The 18143-nt window shown below is 39.8% G+C and carries 22 protein-coding genes, 1 pseudogene, 1 riboswitch and 1 other annotated feature; all 23 genes and pseudogenes read left to right on the forward strand.

Features of this window, described 5'->3' with window-relative positions; genetic code table 11:
• Positions 1-2 precede the first annotated feature (2 nt).
• Positions 3-1028: a type IV pilus twitching motility protein PilT gene (locus BM390_RS01755; RefSeq protein ID WP_089852797.1), complete on the forward strand. Its 1026-nt coding sequence runs from the start codon at positions 3-5 to the stop codon at positions 1026-1028.
• Positions 1029-1046: 18 nt separating this feature from the next.
• A complete protein-coding gene (locus BM390_RS01760; protein WP_062318944.1) occupies positions 1047-2249 on the forward strand; it encodes a type II secretion system F family protein in 1203 nt (400 codons plus the stop codon).
• A gap of 109 nt (positions 2250-2358) precedes the next feature.
• Positions 2359-2442, forward strand: a riboswitch (cyclic di-GMP riboswitch).
• Between the two features lie 79 nt (positions 2443-2521).
• Positions 2522-2881, forward strand: coding sequence for a type II secretion system protein (locus BM390_RS01765; RefSeq protein ID WP_062318946.1), 360 nt, complete (start codon positions 2522-2524; stop codon positions 2879-2881).
• Positions 2882-2944: 63 nt separating this feature from the next.
• Positions 2945-3697, forward strand: a complete 753-nt coding sequence (locus BM390_RS01770; RefSeq protein WP_062318948.1) for a prepilin peptidase — start codon at positions 2945-2947, stop codon at positions 3695-3697.
• A gap of 24 nt (positions 3698-3721) precedes the next feature.
• Entirely contained in the window at positions 3722-4828 is a 1107-nt protein-coding gene (pilM, locus tag BM390_RS01775; protein ID WP_089852798.1) for a type IV pilus biogenesis protein PilM, read from the forward strand.
• A 12-nt stretch (positions 4829-4840) separates the two neighbouring features.
• Positions 4841-5383, forward strand: coding sequence for a PilN family protein (locus BM390_RS01780; RefSeq protein ID WP_062318953.1), 543 nt, complete (start codon positions 4841-4843; stop codon positions 5381-5383).
• Positions 5373-5930, forward strand: coding sequence for a hypothetical protein (locus BM390_RS01785; protein WP_062318954.1), 558 nt, complete (start codon positions 5373-5375; stop codon positions 5928-5930). The genes BM390_RS01780 and BM390_RS01785 overlap by 11 nt, the downstream gene beginning before the upstream one ends.
• Positions 5931-6154: 224 nt before the next feature.
• The gene (gene radC, locus BM390_RS01790) at positions 6155-6724 is read left to right on the forward strand and encodes a RadC family protein (protein WP_231631329.1); all 570 of its coding nucleotides are present in this window, start codon (positions 6155-6157) and stop codon (positions 6722-6724) included.
• Positions 6725-7374: 650 nt separating this feature from the next.
• Positions 7375-7869, forward strand: a complete 495-nt coding sequence (locus BM390_RS15680; RefSeq protein ID WP_231631342.1) for a group II intron reverse transcriptase/maturase — start codon at positions 7375-7377, stop codon at positions 7867-7869.
• Positions 7836-7976 (forward strand): annotated as a pseudogene (locus tag BM390_RS15685) (JAB domain-containing protein); the annotation flags it as partial. The gene BM390_RS15680 and the pseudogene BM390_RS15685, both read left to right, overlap by 34 nt.
• A 165-nt stretch (positions 7977-8141) precedes the next feature.
• The gene (locus tag BM390_RS01805) at positions 8142-9176 is read left to right on the forward strand and encodes a rod shape-determining protein (protein ID WP_062318956.1); all 1035 of its coding nucleotides are present in this window, start codon (positions 8142-8144) and stop codon (positions 9174-9176) included.
• Positions 9177-9196: 20 nt separating this feature from the next.
• Positions 9197-10072 carry a rod shape-determining protein MreC gene (gene mreC / locus BM390_RS01810; protein ID WP_089852799.1) on the forward strand — a complete coding sequence of 292 codons (876 nt, stop codon included), beginning with the start codon at positions 9197-9199 and terminating at the stop codon, positions 10070-10072.
• Entirely contained in the window at positions 10072-10602 is a 531-nt protein-coding gene (gene mreD, locus BM390_RS01815) for a rod shape-determining protein MreD (protein WP_062318958.1), read from the forward strand. The genes mreC and mreD overlap by 1 nt, the downstream gene beginning before the upstream one ends.
• A gap of 16 nt (positions 10603-10618) precedes the next feature.
• Entirely contained in the window at positions 10619-11296 is a 678-nt protein-coding gene (gene minC, locus BM390_RS01820; RefSeq protein ID WP_089852800.1) for a septum site-determining protein MinC, read from the forward strand.
• Positions 11289-12089, forward strand: a complete 801-nt coding sequence (minD, locus tag BM390_RS01825) for a septum site-determining protein MinD (RefSeq protein ID WP_062318960.1) — start codon at positions 11289-11291, stop codon at positions 12087-12089. Before minC ends, minD begins: the two co-directional genes overlap by 8 nt.
• Before the next feature lie 128 nt (positions 12090-12217).
• A complete protein-coding gene (locus tag BM390_RS01830) occupies positions 12218-12826 on the forward strand; it encodes a M23 family metallopeptidase (protein ID WP_062318962.1) in 609 nt (202 codons plus the stop codon).
• A complete protein-coding gene (locus BM390_RS01835; protein WP_089852801.1) occupies positions 12823-13647 on the forward strand; it encodes a site-2 protease family protein in 825 nt (274 codons plus the stop codon). The genes BM390_RS01830 and BM390_RS01835 overlap by 4 nt, the downstream gene beginning before the upstream one ends.
• A 1-nt stretch (position 13648) precedes the next feature.
• Positions 13649-15073 carry a ribonuclease E/G gene (locus BM390_RS01840; RefSeq protein ID WP_089852802.1) on the forward strand — a complete coding sequence of 475 codons (1425 nt, stop codon included), beginning with the start codon at positions 13649-13651 and terminating at the stop codon, positions 15071-15073.
• Between the two features lie 43 nt (positions 15074-15116).
• Positions 15117-15188, forward strand: a sequence feature (ribosomal protein L21 leader region).
• A gap of 14 nt (positions 15189-15202) precedes the next feature.
• Complete coding sequence (gene rplU / locus BM390_RS01845; protein WP_062318973.1) at positions 15203-15511, forward strand: 50S ribosomal protein L21; 309 nt, start codon at positions 15203-15205, stop codon at positions 15509-15511.
• A gap of 13 nt (positions 15512-15524) precedes the next feature.
• Positions 15525-15866, forward strand: a complete 342-nt coding sequence (locus BM390_RS01850) for a ribosomal-processing cysteine protease Prp (RefSeq protein WP_062318974.1) — start codon at positions 15525-15527, stop codon at positions 15864-15866.
• Positions 15867-15874: 8 nt separating this feature from the next.
• Positions 15875-16165, forward strand: coding sequence for a 50S ribosomal protein L27 (gene rpmA / locus BM390_RS01855; RefSeq protein WP_062319426.1), 291 nt, complete (start codon positions 15875-15877; stop codon positions 16163-16165).
• 138 nt (positions 16166-16303) lie between these two features.
• A complete protein-coding gene (locus BM390_RS01860; protein ID WP_177220601.1) occupies positions 16304-16822 on the forward strand; it encodes a Spo0B domain-containing protein in 519 nt (172 codons plus the stop codon).
• A gap of 25 nt (positions 16823-16847) precedes the next feature.
• Positions 16848-18128: a GTPase ObgE gene (gene obgE, locus BM390_RS01865; RefSeq protein WP_089852803.1), complete on the forward strand. Its 1281-nt coding sequence runs from the start codon at positions 16848-16850 to the stop codon at positions 18126-18128.
• Positions 18129-18143 lie beyond the last annotated feature (15 nt).

Genomic DNA, 18143 nt, shown 5'->3' on the forward strand with positions numbered 1-18143 from the left:
CTTTGGAGGATTTAAAAGACTTATTGACACTAGCATTTAGAAAGAATGCATCAGATATTCATATCACAGTAGGCTCTGTACCGATTTTTCGGATTGATGGACGTTTGATTCCACATAAAGGAGAGGTGTTATCTCCTACAGATACGAAACGTCTCGCGCGTTCAATTGTGACGGATGATATGTGGGATAAATTCATCCGTGAAAAAGAACTTGATTTATCACATGGCATTGAAGGGGTCTCGCGCTTTCGTGTCAACATGTTTTATCAGCGCAACAATATCTCGATTGCTTTTAGGGTTATTCCGACCGCTATTCCGAAAATTGATGACTTACAGTTACCAAGCGTGTTGAAGGAAATTGCAACTAAAAGGCACGGTTTAGTATTAGTCACTGGTCCAACAGGAAGTGGTAAAAGTACGACGCTTGCTTCTATGATTGATTACATGAACGAACACTTAAATAAACATATTATTACATTAGAAGATCCCATTGAGTATTTGCATAAACATAAACAATCCATTATTGACCAGCGGGAAGTCGGTTTTGATACGATGTCTTTTCAAAACGGCTTACGTGCGTGTTTAAGACAAGACCCTGATGTCATCTTAGTTGGCGAGATGCGTGACTTAGAAACGATTCAAACTGCTATTACAGCGGCTGAAACAGGTCACTTAGTGTTAGGGACGCTGCATACTCAGAGTGCGAGTTCGACGATGGACCGGATCATTGATGTGTTTCCGTCTCATCAAAAAGATCAAATTAGAATATTACTTGCGAATGTTCTTGAAGCGATTATCTCTCAGCGACTATTTCCTAAAGCGCAAGAAAGTGGTCGCATTGCCGCAACTGAGATTCTAATTAACTCACCAGCTGTAAAAAATCTTATTAGAAATGAAAAAATGCATCAAATTCCAAATACGATGCAAACATCAAAAGATCTAGGGATGCATACAATGGAGATGGATATCACAAGAAAGGTAAGGGACGGGTTAATCTCTCAACGTGATGCAGACCCATATATCAGTTAAGCATAAGGAGGTGGATAGATGGCTATCTATCGTTATCAAGCGCGAACGGTTGAAGGAAAGTTATCGTCAGGCAGGTTAGAAAGTGAGAACGAAAAAGAAGCATTACTAGAGTTAAAACAACTTGGATTAGTTGTTTTTGATATTAAACGTTTAAACCCTGTCTTACATAAAGATATCTATATTGGTAATCCCATTAAAAACAAAGACTTTGTCATTTTCTTGCGGCAATTCTCTACGCTTATTGATGCAGGTATTTCACTTGTTGATGCGACCGAAATTCTTGCTGAACAATCGAATAGTAAGGCTTTAACTGAGGCGTTAGAAGAGGTGAAAGAGCATATTGAAGAGGGTGAACCTTTATCAGACGCTTTAAGCCGTTACCCAAAGCTATTCCCAGAACTGCTTGTCAGCATGATCAGTGCCGGTGAGGTCAGTGGTCGATTAGATGATATTCTTGACAGGATGGCCACTTACTATGAAAAGCAATACCAATTAAAACAAAAAGTCATTACGGCTTTAACTTACCCAGCTGTTATCGGGGTTTTAGCGGTATTTATTACGATTTTCTTAATGGCTTTCTTAGTACCCGTTTTTTCTGATATGTTTATTTCATTTGATCAGGAATTACCGGCCTATACGCAGCTTGTCCTTAATTTAAGTGAATCCATTGGTTCAACTTGGTGGATACTTCTCTTCTTTATTTTTATTGCTGTAGTTGTCGTGCGCACATTATATAAACAAGAAAAGTTTGCTTATATCTTTGATACGGTAAAATTAAAGGTGCCGATCTTTGGTTTGTTCATTCAAAAAGCAGCGCTTGCCAGGATGACTCAAACACTTAGTTCATTATTAAATAGCTCCGTGCCAATCTTAGAAGCTGTGATGATTACTGAACGGGTAGTGGAAAATCGCGTCATTAAAAAAGTATTAAGAGAAAGCTATAAATCACTAGAAGAAGGGGAATCATTAGCTGATCCGATGAAGGGGCATTGGGTATTTCCTAAACTAATCACTCAAATGATTGCGGTTGGTGAAGCAACAGGCTCAATGGATGATATGTTAAAAAAAGTGGCGCAATTCTATGAAGAAGAATTAGAAGAAGCGGCCGACAAACTTAAAGCATTGATTGAACCGGTCATGATCATCTTCTTAGCGGTCGTCGTCGGTGCGATTGTTTTAGCTATTGTTATTCCAATGTTTAGCTTATTTGAAGGTATTTAAAGTAGTACAGATGTATCGGTAAAGTTGTCACTAAAAGATGCAAATAAAGTTCAAATAATCCAAATAAAATGGTAGACATGTTACCATTTTGTAGTATAATAGCATTAAGTAATAACTCAGATGCGTTGACGGTTTATCCTTATTTGGGCACTTGGATAAACAAGAGCAAGTAGTGCAACCGGCTGACATCATAATGGTTTATTTATGTTGTGAGTCTTTTTTTATATCATCATAAGTCATCCATTACACACATATTAAGAGGAGGAATTATTATGGTTAACAAATTCAAAACATTACTTAAGAAAGAAAAAGGTTTTACGTTAGTCGAACTCTTAGCTGTTATTGTTATTTTAGGTATTATCGTCGCGATTGCCATTCCTGCGGTAGGGAATATTATTGATAAAGCGGAAACGGATGCTGATGCAGCTGAAGTTAAATTAATTCTAGATGCAGCGAGATTAGCCGATGCTAATCAAGAATTTACATCTGGTACAACTACTATTGGGGATCTGATTCCTAATTATTTAGATTTAAGAAGCTCTGATCTTCCTAGTGGCATAGCTGAAACTGATACAATATCAAAATCCGACGAGGGTATTTATAGTATTGACGGTTACACACCGCCATCTTAAAAAATATTTTTAGTTTAGACTCCTCCCAAAGAGGGGTCTTTATTTCTATCTAGGAGTGTTGTTATGACATTATTCTACAGCATCACCTTCTTTATCTTTGGTCTTGTACTCGGATCATTTTATAACGTTGTCGGTTTGAGGGTACCGAAGAAAAACTTTTTATCACATGACCGCTCATACTGTCCGAAGTGTCATAAACAATTAACGGCACTCGAACTGATTCCAGTTATTTCGTTTATTATCCAACGCGGAAAGTGTCGTGGATGTGGAACGAAGATTAGTTGGATGTATCCTGTGATCGAATTACTGACAGGTATCGGTTTTATGCTGAGTTACATTGTTTATGGTCTAACACTAGACACACTGATTGCGCTTGTTGCGGTATCGCTCGCCGTTATCATCATCGTGACCGATCTTACATATTTCTTAATACCGAATCATATTCTACTGTTTTTCTTACCACTGATTGTTATGTTGCGATTATTCGAGCCACTTGATCCATGGTATTCATCACTTCTAGGCGCTTTGATAGGATTTGGCTTAATCTTTGTCGTGATTGTCTTAAGTCAAGGTGGTATGGGGGCGGGGGATATGAAGTATTTCTTTGTGCTCGGATATTTATTTGGCATTGGCGGCGTTTTACTTATCTTTTTACTATCGACATTGTATGGTACGTTAGTCAATATAGTGTTATTGTTGCTCGGTAAAGTAACACGGAAATCTAAAGTGCCTTTCGGTCCTTACATTAGTATGGCGGCCCTTACGGTCCTCTTTACTGGCGATGCTATATTAGATTGGTATTTTAGCTTTTTCTAAACTGTTTATAAAGGATGACAGCATATGGGACTTTTTAAGAAAAAACATGTTTTTTTATCGATAAATGATCGAAGTATCCGTTACCTTGTCTGCCCGAAAATGAAAACGGATGAACATATAGATTTTGGAGAAGTCTTTTTTGATCAACTGGTCATGGAAGATGGTCGTATAATTAATGAAGCACAATTAAAACGCCACTTGCGAACGTTGGTCGAACAAAAGAAGTGGCGACGAGCTGAACTCTCTTTTCTTGTCCCTGATAGTTTTGTGACGATGCGGACAGAAGAGATTCCAAACCAACTATCTAATGATGAAGCGAAACAATATATTCGCTTACAGCTTGAAGGTAGTATTCGCTTACCATTTAAAGATCCTGTGTTAGATTTTGATGTCTTAAACTTCGGGGAAGAAACAAATGAGATTCTGTTATTTGCTTATCCTAAAGAACGCTTAAAACCTTTTGAAAAACTGTTTAATGACGTTGGTTTAAACCCTGCTGTCGCAGACATTTCGTTTCTCAGCGGTTATCGGGTGTATCAATCGCTTCATGACGCCACAGATGATGAACATTTGTTGATGATCCAGTGGAATAAACTTGATTTAACTTTAACCGTCTTCCATCATAATAAACCGAAATTTAATCGGCACGTCCATAGTTCAAATGCTTATCAAGCATGGCAACTGGATGAGGCGGGAAAAGAACTTGTTTCCACGCTACCTAAAGAAGAGTTAGAAGATGAGCGGGATAATACGTTAATCACGATTGAACGATTCATGGATTTTTATCAGTATTCAGTTCTAGACGGAAGTGCCGGTGTGACTGACGTTGCTTTTTTAGGTGACCATCCCGACCTCGTTCAATTAAAGGAGACGATGGCTGATCGATTTGACATTAGTGTGAAAACTCTCAACTTACCGAGGGCGTTACCTAATGGCTATGGAGCTTTAATCGGTCTAGGTTACAAAGAATCATCATCGAAAAAGAAACAAGTCAAACCTAAAAGTGCGGTAACAAAAAATAAAAAAAGCTCACGAAAACAAAAAGAGCAACAAATAGAACCATCAGTGGAGTCAGGACTGAAGGACGATTCAACGCATTCTAATCAAAATCTTGACCATACCGAAGAATAGAGGAGGCGAAACATGGTTAATATTAACTTTTTTGAAAAGAAAAAAAAGAACATCACACTATTTTTAATCAGTGTGATCGCCTTACTCTTGTTTGGATTACTCGGGGGTTATTTTTGGTGGATGACAGAATCCATTAAAACTGACACATCACGTAATAGAGACACGATTAGTCAACAAGCCGATGAAATCAGTGAATCACAACGGGTCAACTTAATCGGTAACCAAGTCTCAACATTAGTTAATCAACGAGACACATTGATGCAGAACCAGTTTCCGTTAGATGATTTATATCATGATGTGTTAGAACAAATACCAAGTCAAGCATCAGCAACTGTCGAGCGGTTCTTTTTCACCATTACTGGCATTGTACAGCTTGAAATTATATTTGACAATGACCAACACGTCGTTGACATGCAACGTAACCTGGTGAATTTACCTTATGTGACAAGTGTGACGTTAGAAACAATTGATGTAAATGATACGGCGTATGTGACGCAGTTTACTTTGATGATTGACCGGACGCAAGTAAGTGAGGTGTTTAGCGATGATAATTAAGTGGGGGAAAAATGAAACCTTGATTGTATTAATTATAGTTGCTGTCTTTGGGTTTCTGTTTTATTATGGTTCAGGCTATTTACTTGATCCGCTACATGAAGAGCTTGAAGTAACAGAACAAACTTTAGCTGAACACCGACTTGTCTTAAGGCAAGCAGAGATGAATGAACAGACTGAAAACGCCTTAAATCAAGAAGCTGAGGCCGTTAGAAATCATTTGCCTACTGAGGAAGCCGTTGATCAAATTGTTGAAACCCTGTTTGACTTAGAAACAAGGACAGGTGTTTCTATAACGTCCATTAATCTCAGTGGGGCAGGCTTGACTGAAGATGCGGCATTTTATCCGGACGGTGTCAGTGCCATTCACTATCAAGTGACCTTAACAAGTGATAACGTGATAGGCATAGAATCTTACATGGAACAATTAGAATCGATTGATCGCCTCATTGAAATAACAGAATTAGATTTAACGAAACAAAGTGACACTCAAACGCAAGCTATATTAACGATTCGTGCTTTTTATAATGAAAGTATCCTCATTGAATAATGAAGCGTGATTGTTAGACTATTTCATTAGGGAGAAAAGATTGGCGCATATGTGTCAATCTTTTTTTGATGCCATAAAACTTATAAAATTTTAAATTTAGCGCATGTTTTGTGGGTTTTTGAATGCTTTTAATGACAATTTATCTTGGTGACTTCTTATGTTTACTTGCAGAGTAGGTAAAAATGATTAAACTAAAGACATCATAAAGAAAGGAGGTTAGTGACATGTTGAAAGAACTCCATGTCCGAATGAAAGATATCCCCAAACAAGACAGGCCGAGAGAAAGACTCATTAACAAAGGCGCGAGTCATTTATCCGACCAAGAATTGTTGGCGATTGTGATTGGTTCTGGTACACGTGAAGAAAGTGTTCATGATTTAGCGATTCGCCTCTATCAACATTTTGACGGGATTGAATGTTTAAGAGAAGCCACGCTTGAAGAACTCGTTCAAATTAAAGGCATTGGACAAGTCAAAGCCGTCAGTATTTTAGCTGCCATTGAATTGGGTAATCGCATGGGTCGATTTAAAAAAACGGATCGTTATGTCATTCGTTGCCCCGAAGACGGCGCTAATTATGTCATGGAAGATATGCGTCTCTTAAAGCAGGAACATTTTATCGTCCTATTCCTTGATACGAAGAATCAAATTATCCATCAACAAACCATCTTTATTGGGAGCCTAAATGCTTCGATCTCGCATCCACGTGAAATCTTCCGTGAAGCTATTAAGCGCTCTTGTGCCTCGATCGTTTGCTTACACAATCATCCTTCTGGCGTGCGCCTACACAGTTAGTCCATCAAGTGGTTATTCACCCTAAAATGCTTATCACTTTTAGTAACAAGAGATCTTACCGTCAATTAGAAATAATCTGCGGGACCATCGCATGATCTTTTTGTTAAGTCATATATGGTAAAAGCTATACTGCCTGAACTCTAAACTTACAGACGCGTTGGATACGTGATAGGAATAAATATGCTGTGCGCGTCAGATACAGTATATGATAAGCTTATTCCTCTGAGTTTTCCCATTGGAAAGCAATAGTTGAAAGGAGTACCTAAGTATGACGTATCTTGATTGATTAGTAAGGTAGGGATTGCCTAAGTAGCACAAGTTATAAGGTAACGGAGTCTTCGTATTATTCAACGTTTGCAGGTAATCTGTTTAGCACGGAAAAGGAAGACAGGTGTGAGAAAGTATAAGGAGAGGAAAGAGAGAATGTGAAAGATCTTAATTATCCCCCTCTTTGGATTGTGTCAACGAGTGATCGTATGATGCATGCGCATGTATTAGCTGTTCTAGAAAATTTAGGGCTAATGTTTATTGATTTTAAAGAAACGTCACACTACCACATTATTTTTACGAGTGATCGTCCGGTATCGGAAGTGATACTTGCACTCCGTAGGCATCATGTGACACTCAAGGTCAAACGATTTGAAAAAATGATGTATAAAGGCTATCACATAAAAAGAGCGGGTCAGTCACTCGCTTTAACGATTCCGATACCGCAATTAACGCATCTCGCGCATTGCTTTAAGTACGGGGTGTATAATCATCATCGTCCGGAAAGTCGACGCTTTCTTGTCTATCAATCTATCGATTATATTTATAAACGGTACAAAGACGAAATGACAGCCATTCATGACTACTACCGGTATGCCACTAATAAAATAGCTCTAGCCAAATTAGACCACTTTGCCTATCAGAGCCTGGTATGTACGATTGCGCATAAATATCGCTTGACGAAAAGATGCGCCCGGTTGAAACTGAACCAAGTGGGTTTTCAGCCATTCTCTTATCTGAATCATCCTTCTCCTGATTGCCCTCACACTGGCGAGCCGTATACTTTGAAAGGAGTACGTACGGTTCTGAGGGAGGTAGATTCGCTTCTTACTACCGACCCTACGACCCATCACCATCTCAAGAAGATATTCAAGTGACCAAACGTTTAGTTGAATGTGGAGAACTGATTGGTATATCGTTACTCGACCATATCATTATCGGTGATCATAAATTTGTGTCATTAAAAGAAAAAGGGTACGTCTAACCCCTATCTATTTTTTTCAAATTCTCGTATAATTGAATAAGCAAGTTAAAAACTAAACACCTAACACGAGGTGAGCGACTTGTGTTAGGTGTTTACTATTACTATTATGACAAACACACATATCAAAGATAAATAGAGACGTGTAAATAAGGAAGGAAGATTAACGTGGGGAAATTTAGTTTTACGCAAGATTTAGGGATTGACTTAGGGACAGCGAATACGCTCGTATACATTAAAGGTAAAGGGGTTGTCGTTAGAGAACCATCCGTTGTATCTAAAAACAATACGACAGGAGCGATAGAAGCTGTCGGTAGTGATGCACGTAACATGATTGGTCGTACACCAGGCAATATTTCAGTTATTCGTCCAATGAAGGATGGTGTGATCGCTGATTATGATACAACCGCAGCAATGATGAAGTATTATATTCGTTTGGCTCAGAAAAAACGTTCACCATTTGCGCGTAAGCCGAATGTTATGGTCTGTGTCCCATCAGGCATTACGATGGTAGAAGAGCGTGCGGTGATTGACGCGACTAAACAAGCAGGCGCAAGAGAAGCCTTTCCTGTATCTGAACCTTTTGCGGCAGCGATTGGGGCAGGCTTACCTGTATGGGAACCGACGGGTAGTATGATTGTTGATATCGGTGGTGGTACGACAGAGGTAGCGGTTATTTCACTCGGTGGTGTCGTCACAAGTCAGTCGATTCGTACCGCAGGTGACGATATGGATGAGGCGATTATTCAATATATCCGTAAGAAATACAGCTTAATGATTGGGGTGCGTTCAGCTGAAACCGTTAAGATGGAAATCGGGCAAGCGCGCGTAAGTGAAGAGGAAACATCGATTGATTTACGTGGGCGAGATTTACTTACAGGCTTACCAAAAACGATTACAGTCACCTCAACTGAAATTGCCGAAGCACTTAGCGATACGGTGGCAGCGATTGTTGAAGCCGTTAAAGTGACCTTGGAAAAAACACCACCAGAATTGTCAGCGGACATTATGGAACGTGGCATTGTCTTATCAGGTGGCGGTGCATTACTTAAAGATTTAGATGGTGTTATCTCTGATGAAACAAAAATGCCGGTCTTTATTGCGGAATCACCACTTGACTCCGTTGCGATTGGGACAGGAAAAGCTTTAGAGTATATCGAACATTTTAAATCGCATCCTAACGTTGCTAGTAGAAACAACTAACGCTTATTGGAGGTTTCATTATGTCGTTTTTTAGAAGAAAACGGCTATTCACGATTCTTATTAGCCTTATTATTCTTGTGGGACTCATTGGCTATTCTTTAAGCAATCGTGAAGAGCTTTCTTCCGTTGAAGAGTTCATCCAAGATACCGTTGGTTCGTTTCAAAATGTGCTACTACGTCCTGTCTATTATGTCAGAGATGTTATTGGAAATATTGATGAAATGAAGCAGGTGTATGAAGAGAACCAACAATTGAAAGAGAATCTCTCAACGTACCAACAAAAGTTATATGAAGTACAAGAGTTAACGAAAGAAAATGAAGAATTAAAGGCGGTCTTAGATAAGACGGAAACAATGACGGACTATCGTCCGATTCAAGCGACTGTTATCGCCAGAAGTCCTGAACAATGGTTTAATCAGGTCACATTAAATAAAGGTAAGCAACACGGTGTTGAAAAAGATATGGCTGTGATTACAGCTAGCGGGATGATTGGTAAAATTCAATCATCGGCCCAGTTCACCTCGACTGTCTTATTACTTAATGGCTTTGACCGCTCGAATCGTATTTCTGTCAATGTTGATTTACCAGAGACGGAGACAGATGCAAAAGGGTTTATCTTAGGTTACGATGATACGCGAGAACAACTGTTACTTGAATTTACTGATAGCTATGAAGATATTCCACTTGATACAACCGTGTTTTCATCAGGTTTAGGTGGCGTCTTTCCTAAAGGCTTAGAAATTGGTTCGATAGAAGAAGTAACGACAGACCAATATGGTTTAACCCAAATTGCGTATGTAAAGCCTTCAGCGGATATTGAAGAGTTGAATCACGTGATTGTGGTTGATCGCTTACTTACGTCGATTGACGAGGTTGAAGAAAGTGGGGATGAGTAATGTCACGCTTATTCCCACCTCTCATATTGTTTATGTTGATCATTTTACAAGGAATTAATTTCTTATTTATTCCGGATAGTTTTGAAGCAAGTGGCTTTATCGTCACCATCCATGGGGTCTTTGTTTTTCTTATTATGATTGGCTTATACTACGATGAAGAGACGTCGTATTATAGCTTTTTATATGCCATCCTCAGTGGCCTTGTCCTGGATATCGTCTATAGTCAGATTATTGGTGTCTATATGTTTAGTTATGCTGTTGTGATATACGTTATTCATCATTTAAGAAAAGTCTTACATGTTAACTTTTATGTCTCAAGTTTTGTCTTCTTTTTAGCGATTATTTTAGTAGATGGGATGATTTATTGGCTCTACCAACTGATTGGTATAACAGGACTCAGTATTCAAGACTACTTGGAACAACGCTTATTGATGACACTGGCAATGAATTATTTAGTTTTTCTCATTCAATTCATGTTATTTAAACGTTTACTCGCACGTTATTCGTTTGAACGTTTTGAACAAAAGTAAGGATGGAGGTGTAGACATGTCTCAAAAACCATTAGTGATGATTAAAGGTACACGAGACGGTTTAACGTTATTTTTAAGTGATGATGCGCCGTTTCATGCTGTTAAAGAACAGTTGATTGATATGTTAAATCAAGACGATTTTGACGAAGTTGATTCGCTTATTACGATTAAAGTTGAACTAGGGAACCGCCTATTACATACGGACGAGAAAGAAGAATTAAAAACATTGATTCAATCTAAACGTCGTCTTGTTGTTCAAGATATCGTCTCGCACGTCATCACAAAACAAGAAGCCTTAGCTTTAAAAGAAGCATCAGATATTCATCTGCATACCCGTCCGGTCCGGTCAGGGCAAGTCGTTGATATTGTCGGCGATGTGCTTGTGATTGGTGACGTGAATCCGGGTGGGACAGTGAAAGCGACCGGCAATGTCTTTGTCTTAGGTGCCCTACGCGGGATTGCCCATGCGGGGTATGAGGGGAATACGGATGTCGTGATTGCAGCCTCACTCATGAACCCGGTTCAATTAAGAATTGCCGAACTGTATTCACGTGCCCCCGATTACGAAACGGATGGGGTGTACATGGAGTGTGCCTATATCGATGATGGTCAGATTATCATGGATCGGCTGCAACACGTGATGAAAAAGCGCCCAGTCATTAATGGGTTTGAAAGGAGTGTTTTAAATGTCTGAAGCGATTGTAATTACCTCAGGTAAAGGTGGCGTTGGTAAAACGACAACGACCGCAAACCTCGGAACAGCCTTGGCATTAATGGATAAAAAAGTATGTTTAATGGATACCGATATTGGCTTGCGCAACTTAGATGTCGTGATGGGTCTAGAAAATCGAATTATTTATGACATTATTGATGTGGCGCAAGGACGCTGTAAGTTGAAACAAGCACTTATCAAAGATAAACGGTTCGATTATTTATTCCTCCTACCTGCCGCGCAAACAAGTGATAAGCATGATTTATCACCTGAGGCTATGATTGAGATGGTTAATGAATTAAAACAAGAGTTTGATTATATTTTGATAGATTGCCCAGCAGGGATTGAACAAGGCTATAAAAATGCGGTCGCTGGAGCAGATCATGCGATTGTCGTGACGACACCAGAAAAATCAAGTGTACGTGATGCTGATCGAATTATCGGACTGTTGGAACAAGAAGAGATTACCTCGCCGAAACTTATCATTAACCGGATCAGAAATCATATGATGGAAAGTGGCGATATGATGACGATCGATGAAATTATTCAAGTGCTATCGATTGATTTACTCGGTATCGTACAAGATGACGATGAAGTCATAAAAGCTTCAAATCACGGTGAACCTGTTGCGTTAAATCCAAACATTAAGTCATCAATCAGTTATCGAAATATTGCTCGTCGCATATTAGGGGAATCAGTACCGCTACAATCATTTGATCAGGAACAAACCTTTATGACAAAAGTGAAAAAATTCTTCGGTATGCGCGAAAAATAATGAAAAAAGCATCAATCCTTTTTATTTTTAAAGGTTTGATGCTTTTGTTGTGTCATATTCTCTCTCTTAAAGACGTATCCTTTATTGTAACGCCATACATAGAGGCGGATGAAAAAGGAGAGGGTTATATGACACCAAAATCATTGTCACATATAAAAGCGCTTAATAAAGAGAAGGCAACACTTATGAAGAAAATGCATCATCCACAGGCATCTACACGTTCTCATTTACTCACGCCTCATCTTGTTAAATTAACACTATCAGCCGTGCTTTTTTGTCTGATGAGCTTTAGTCAATCAACAGATAGTCCTGCGTCATTAACAATGACTGTTAATCGCACGCTTTTACAGGATTTTCCTTTCGCTTCTGTCTATCAATGGTATGAGCAGCGCTTTGGTACCGTCATCGATGTCTTTCAACCGCTCCCACCTCACCATCAAACGTTAGCCATTACGGTCGCTGAGAAAGATCAACTAACCGAAGGTGTGACGGTTGCGGTTGGCGATAAAAATATTTATGCGGTACAATCGGGCTTGGTCATCTATGTCGGTAAAGGTGACAATGGTAAAGAAGCCGTGAGGATTCAACATGCGTCAGGAGAAAGTATGACCTATAGCGGTTTAGCTAAGACGAGTGTGTTACCTTATCAATTCATTCGAGAAAATGAACAGATTGGTGAAGTGACCCTTCAGAATAGCGCTGGGGTCGTTGACTTATTAGTGGAGCATCCAGAATGAAAATAACGAGATCTCGGCGAATGTCTATCGATATTAGTTGGCTGTTATTTGTCATCGTCGTCATTCTGACAGGTCAATTAACCAATTATCTCGTATTGTTAGTGATCATGTGCTGGCACGAATGTGGTCATTTTTTAACGGCGCTATATTTTAAATGGCCAATCAAAGAGTTACGGCTGTTTATGTTCGGATGCGTGATGGAAACAGACGCTTTTCTCATGCGCCCACTAAAAGAACAATGGCTCGTTGTACTAGCCGGTCCACTGCAGCATGTGGCTATTTTTTTTGCCTGTTTATTTTTAAAACAATCCGCTCAACCAATGACAGTGATCGATTTTGCGATGCGTGCGAATGTGACACTCGTCTGTTTTAACCTTCTACCGATTTGGCCGTTAGATGGTGGGAAAATCATCTATCTCTTATGTAATCTCCGCCTGCCTTTTAAAAAAAGTTATCACCTCACGTTAATGCTATCTATTCTCAATATCTTCATATTAACGTGGGGCTTTATTTTTTATGGTCACTTTTCTTTCGCTTTTCTGTTGCTTGTAGGTTTTCTTTTACGCGAAATTCGGCTAGACTTAAAAGATGAACCTTATATGTGGTATCGCTTTTTGTTATTTCGACGAAAAAACATGATAAAACAGCCATTACTGGCACACATTGATTCAGATGTTCAACCCAATCAAGCCCTCAAATGCTTACGCTTAAATCAATCAACGATGTTTATCATTAAACAAACACACCAACTGATCAGTGAACAACAGATGATTGAGCGATATATGAATCCGGTGAAATATTATTTAGAAATAGGTGACTGACATGACAACGCTCTTTTTACTGACACAACTAACCGAAAAATTACATATCACAACCGAACAAGAGATCATCACAGATCTTCAGTTCATCCGACCAAATGAAGATGTGTTGGTCGGCGCCATCTTTTATGGCCGAATCACGGATATTGACCACCAGCTAAATGCAAGTTTCGTTGATATTGGACTTGAGACACCGGGTTATCTAGATCATCACGATTATAATCAGCATGATCAAGCGTCCGGTTTAACCGAAGGGCAATATATCATTGTCCAAGTGACAAAAGCACCGTTTCTATCTAAAGGTGCAAGACTCACGAGGAAAATCAATCTATCTGATCAGGCGCTCGTCTACTTACCGTATGAGGAAGGGGGCAATGTCTCACGGAAATTAGCTGATGATAAAAGGCAGGAGCTGCAAACCTTGTTTAGCGGTCAGTTAAATACAGGTGGGGTAGTCGTACGCACAAAAGCGGATGCACTGTCTGACCAAGAACTATTAATTCAATTAGAAACGTTACAAGCGCGCTTTCAGCATTACCTCGCATGCGCAAAAGCACAGAACAAACCAGGGCAGTTGTCATCAACAAGTGAGACGCACCTAAAGTACCTGGAAGGACGAGATTTATCGACAATTGACCAGGTCATTGTCGATGATGTAAAGTTGAAACGACAAATCGAATCTGTCTATAGTGACCGTGTCCAGGTCCAAGTAAAAAAGGCTGCTATTCAAGGCCTTGCTCCTAAAATTACTGCGTATATTGAACGATTATCCACACCCATCATCGATGCCGGTTTAGGTGTGGAACTCATTGTCCAACAAACAGAAGCAATGACAGTGATTGATGTCAATTCAAAAAGCTATACGTCCAATCAATCACGGGCGCGGTCCGTGGTATCTATTAATAAACAAGCGGCTAAACAAGCCGCTAAAGTCATTCAGGCTCGTAATCTTTCTGGTATGATTGTGATTGATTTCATTCGGATGCCGTCCAGAAAAGATCAACAGGCGGTCATGGATACGTTAAAAAAAGCAATAGCCGAAGACACTTTACCAGTGAAATTATATGGTTTTTCCCGGATGGGTTTATTCGAACTGACGAGGAAGCGTGAAACAAAAAGTGTGATGGACACGTTATTTGATCAACAACTCATGCCTTCGCCTTTAAAACGTGCGACCCTTTGTTTTGAACTTGAACGTGCCATCGCCTCACTAACAGAGGATGTTGCGGTTGTGCGTGTATCACCTGATGTGTACCAAGCGTTTCTTGAAAATATTGACCGTGAAGTTCTCTCAAAAACGACTTCAGCTGTTGTGTATTTTTTACAAGACATGACCGAACCGCGTTTTTCATTCATACGTCATGGTAGTCAGACATTAATCGATACGTTTCTTTTTGAAAACCAATCAGAAACTATTGACAAGCTTTAATGCGCCGTGGTATGATTTGTACGTTATGCAAGTTATGTAGCACCCGTTGCTACAACCGCACTGACCAGGTTTTAAGCATGTGAATGCGCCTGTGATGGCGAGTCTGAGTCTTTAAGGAGGTGCAGTAGGATGTACGCAATTATCGAAACAGGTGGTAAACAAATCAAAGTAGAAGAAGGTCAAGAAATCTACATTGAAAAGTTAGCTGCTGAAGCTGGTGAAACTGTTACATTTGACAAAGTTCTTTTTGTAAGTGGTGACGACGTAAAAGTTGGCGCGCCATTAGTAGAAGGTGCTTCTGTTGAGGCGAAAGTTGAAAAACACGGTCGTCAAAAGAAAGTAACAATTTACAAGTTTAAGCCTAAGAAAAACTATCACCGTAAGCAAGGTCACCGTCAGCCATATACAAAAGTGGTTATCGAAAAGATCAACGCTTAAGGTTGGATGAACAATGATTAAAGCAATTATTTATCGTTTGCCCGATCAAACCATAGAAGGGTTTGAATTAAGCGGGCATGCGGATAGTGGCCCTCATGGTCACGATCTAGTTTGTGCTGCAGTATCAGCCGTTACTTTCGGTATGACCAATGCAGTCATGAAACATAGTGGAATTGAACCTATGATTGACCAAGGCACAGATGGTGGTTATTTAAAGGTGATCCTACCAAGCGACGTAAATGCCGACGCTTTAAATGCGGCGCGTTTGTTGTTAGAAGGTATGGTGACAACTTTAGAAACAATCGAACATGACTATGGTCAGTATATAACTATCTTTGAAAAACAAGGAGGTTGAAACCGATGATGTTACGTTTAGACTTACAATTTTTCGCATCTAAAAAAGGTGTAGGTAGCTCAAAGAACGGTCGTGATTCAGAATCAAAACGTCTAGGCGCTAAGCGTGCTGATGGACAAATGGTTACTGGCGGATCTATTCTTTACCGTCAACGTGGTACTAAGATTTATCCTGGTACAAACGTTGGTCGTGGTGGAGATGATACTCTTTACGCTAAAACAGACGGTATCGTACGTTTCGAGCGCGTTGGCCGTAATCGCAAACGCGTAAGTGTGTATCCTGTTGCACAGGAAGCATAAGACGTTAGAATAACAAGCGTGTCTCTTTAGAGTTTTCTTAGGAGGCGCGCTTTTTTATTTGATTATTTTTTTGATTCAATGTACAGGGTGCGTGATATTTGTTATAATTTTCATACAATTATCAAAGAGGTGACAAGTGTGAAGGAATGGACATGTCAACAGTTATTGAAAAAGAAACGCCATGATCATGCGAATCAACTACAACTCTTACTCGGTTATGAACAAATGCAAAAGAAAGAAAAAGTCGCTGAAATTCTTGCGGATTGGATGCAGCAATTAGAATTAGAACGACAGATACTCAGTCTCCCACTTGAGAAAACGAGTGTTGTGTTTGCTTATTATCAAGGGGATTTTACGCTTTCGATTGATGGCTTAAGCTTTAGTAACGTGCCATCAACCGAAGCAATAGATGAACGTATAGCGATGTCTGTCAATGAGGTGTTATCTTCCCTTTTGCCGCAACGGTCACACATCCACACGTTGCATGTGCGTGTGATGGCAGTCACTGATATATGTGTCACTATTCACTATACATGGATGTTAAATAGTGAGGTAGAAGACGTTGATTTAACGCATTTAGAGACACATTTTTTTGAAATTGAAGTAACTTCGAAAGAAATCATAATGAAACAACACGTACAAGTAAATAATAACTAGAACATATTGAAAAAGAGGTGAGGTTATGTTTGTCGATCAGGTCAAAGTGTATGTCAAAGCTGGTGATGGTGGGAATGGTTTAGCGTCCTTCCGTCGCGAAAAATATGTCCCATTTGGTGGGCCATCTGGTGGTGACGGCGGTAATGGTGCCGACGTTGTCTTTGAAGTAGATGAAGGTCTCAGTACGTTAATGGATTTCCGTTATCAACGTCATTTTAAAGCCAAACGCGGGGAAAATGGTATGAGTAAAGGTCAACATGGTAAAAATGCTGCACCAATGGTACTAAAAGTACCGCCAGGTACGACAATTAAAGATGATGAGACAGGTGAAGTGTTAGCGGATTTAACTGAACATGAACAACAGGCGATTATCTGTAAAGGTGGTCGTGGTGGTCGTGGGAATATTCGTTTTGCGTCAGCAAAAAATCCGGCACCTGAAATCGCGGAAAACGGGGAACCAGGTATCGAACGTGATATTGTCATTGAACTAAAAGTGATGGCAGATGTCGGTCTCGTCGGATTTCCGAGTGTCGGAAAATCAACGCTTTTATCGGTCGTCAGTGCCGCAAGACCTAAAATTGCTGATTATCACTTTACAACACTGCAACCAAATTTAGGTATGGTCGAAACAGAAGATCATCGCAGTTTTGTGATGGCTGATTTACCAGGACTTATTGAAGGGGCAAGTGAAGGCGTTGGACTCGGTCACCAATTCTTGCGTCATATTGAACGGACGCGTGTGATTGTCCATATCATCGATATGGCATCAACAGAAGGCCGAGATCCATATGACGATTTCGTGACAATTAATGAGGAGTTAAGAGCATATGATCAGACGTTACTTGAACGTCCACAAATCATTGTTGCTAACAAGATGGATATTCCTGAAGCAGAAGAACAACTAGCTTTCTTTAAAGAACAACTGACAGAAGATTATCCCATCTATCGCCTGTCAACGATTACACGTGAAGGTTTAAGAGAGCTATTATTTGCGATTGCGGATACACTTGACGAGACACCGCACCGCATTAAACCGGTTGAAGAAGCGCCAGAACATATCGTTTATAAACATCAACCTGAAGAAGTGCCATTCATTATTACTCGTGATGATGATGGAGCGTACGTCTTATCTGGTGCAAAAATCGAGAAGTTGTTTAAGATGACAGACTTAACGCGTGATGAATCGATTCAGCGCTTTTCAAGACAAATGCGTTCGATGGGTATTGATGAAGCCTTGCGAGAACGCGGGGCAAAAGATGGCGACGTTGTGCGCCTGATGAATTACGAATTTGAATTTATCGAATAAGTTGTGAGTGAGGGG

Origin of the sequence: Halolactibacillus miurensis (assembly GCF_900116255.1) — a bacterium.
In the GTDB taxonomy this organism is placed as follows: domain Bacteria; phylum Bacillota; class Bacilli; order Bacillales; family Amphibacillaceae; genus Halolactibacillus; species Halolactibacillus miurensis.

Excerpts from the sequence above, each read along its gene's own strand:
- BM390_RS01760 (WP_062318944.1), top strand. The coding sequence starts at position 1,047 with ATGGCTATCTATCGTTATCAAGCGCGAACGGTTGAAGGAAAGTTATCG.
- BM390_RS01765 (WP_062318946.1), top strand. The coding sequence starts at position 2,522 with ATGGTTAACAAATTCAAAACATTACTTAAGAAAGAAAAAGGTTTTACG.
- BM390_RS01770 (WP_062318948.1), top strand. The coding sequence starts at position 2,945 with ATGACATTATTCTACAGCATCACCTTCTTTATCTTTGGTCTTGTACTC.
- pilM (WP_089852798.1), top strand. The coding sequence starts at position 3,722 with ATGGGACTTTTTAAGAAAAAACATGTTTTTTTATCGATAAATGATCGA.
- BM390_RS01780 (WP_062318953.1), top strand. The coding sequence starts at position 4,841 with ATGGTTAATATTAACTTTTTTGAAAAGAAAAAAAAGAACATCACACTA.
- BM390_RS01785 (WP_062318954.1), top strand. The coding sequence starts at position 5,373 with ATGATAATTAAGTGGGGGAAAAATGAAACCTTGATTGTATTAATTATA.
- radC (WP_231631329.1), top strand. The coding sequence starts at position 6,155 with ATGTTGAAAGAACTCCATGTCCGAATGAAAGATATCCCCAAACAAGAC.
- BM390_RS15680 (WP_231631342.1), top strand. The coding sequence starts at position 7,375 with ATGTATAAAGGCTATCACATAAAAAGAGCGGGTCAGTCACTCGCTTTA.
- mreC (WP_089852799.1), top strand. The coding sequence starts at position 9,197 with ATGTCGTTTTTTAGAAGAAAACGGCTATTCACGATTCTTATTAGCCTT.
- mreD (WP_062318958.1), top strand. The coding sequence starts at position 10,072 with ATGTCACGCTTATTCCCACCTCTCATATTGTTTATGTTGATCATTTTA.
- minC (WP_089852800.1), top strand. The coding sequence starts at position 10,619 with ATGTCTCAAAAACCATTAGTGATGATTAAAGGTACACGAGACGGTTTA.
- minD (WP_062318960.1), top strand. The coding sequence starts at position 11,289 with ATGTCTGAAGCGATTGTAATTACCTCAGGTAAAGGTGGCGTTGGTAAA.
- BM390_RS01830 (WP_062318962.1), top strand. The coding sequence starts at position 12,218 with ATGACACCAAAATCATTGTCACATATAAAAGCGCTTAATAAAGAGAAG.
- BM390_RS01835 (WP_089852801.1), top strand. The coding sequence starts at position 12,823 with ATGAAAATAACGAGATCTCGGCGAATGTCTATCGATATTAGTTGGCTG.
- BM390_RS01840 (WP_089852802.1), top strand. The coding sequence starts at position 13,649 with ATGACAACGCTCTTTTTACTGACACAACTAACCGAAAAATTACATATC.
- rplU (WP_062318973.1), top strand. The coding sequence starts at position 15,203 with ATGTACGCAATTATCGAAACAGGTGGTAAACAAATCAAAGTAGAAGAA.
- BM390_RS01850 (WP_062318974.1), top strand. The coding sequence starts at position 15,525 with ATGATTAAAGCAATTATTTATCGTTTGCCCGATCAAACCATAGAAGGG.
- rpmA (WP_062319426.1), top strand. The coding sequence starts at position 15,875 with ATGTTACGTTTAGACTTACAATTTTTCGCATCTAAAAAAGGTGTAGGT.
- obgE (WP_089852803.1), top strand. The coding sequence starts at position 16,848 with ATGTTTGTCGATCAGGTCAAAGTGTATGTCAAAGCTGGTGATGGTGGG.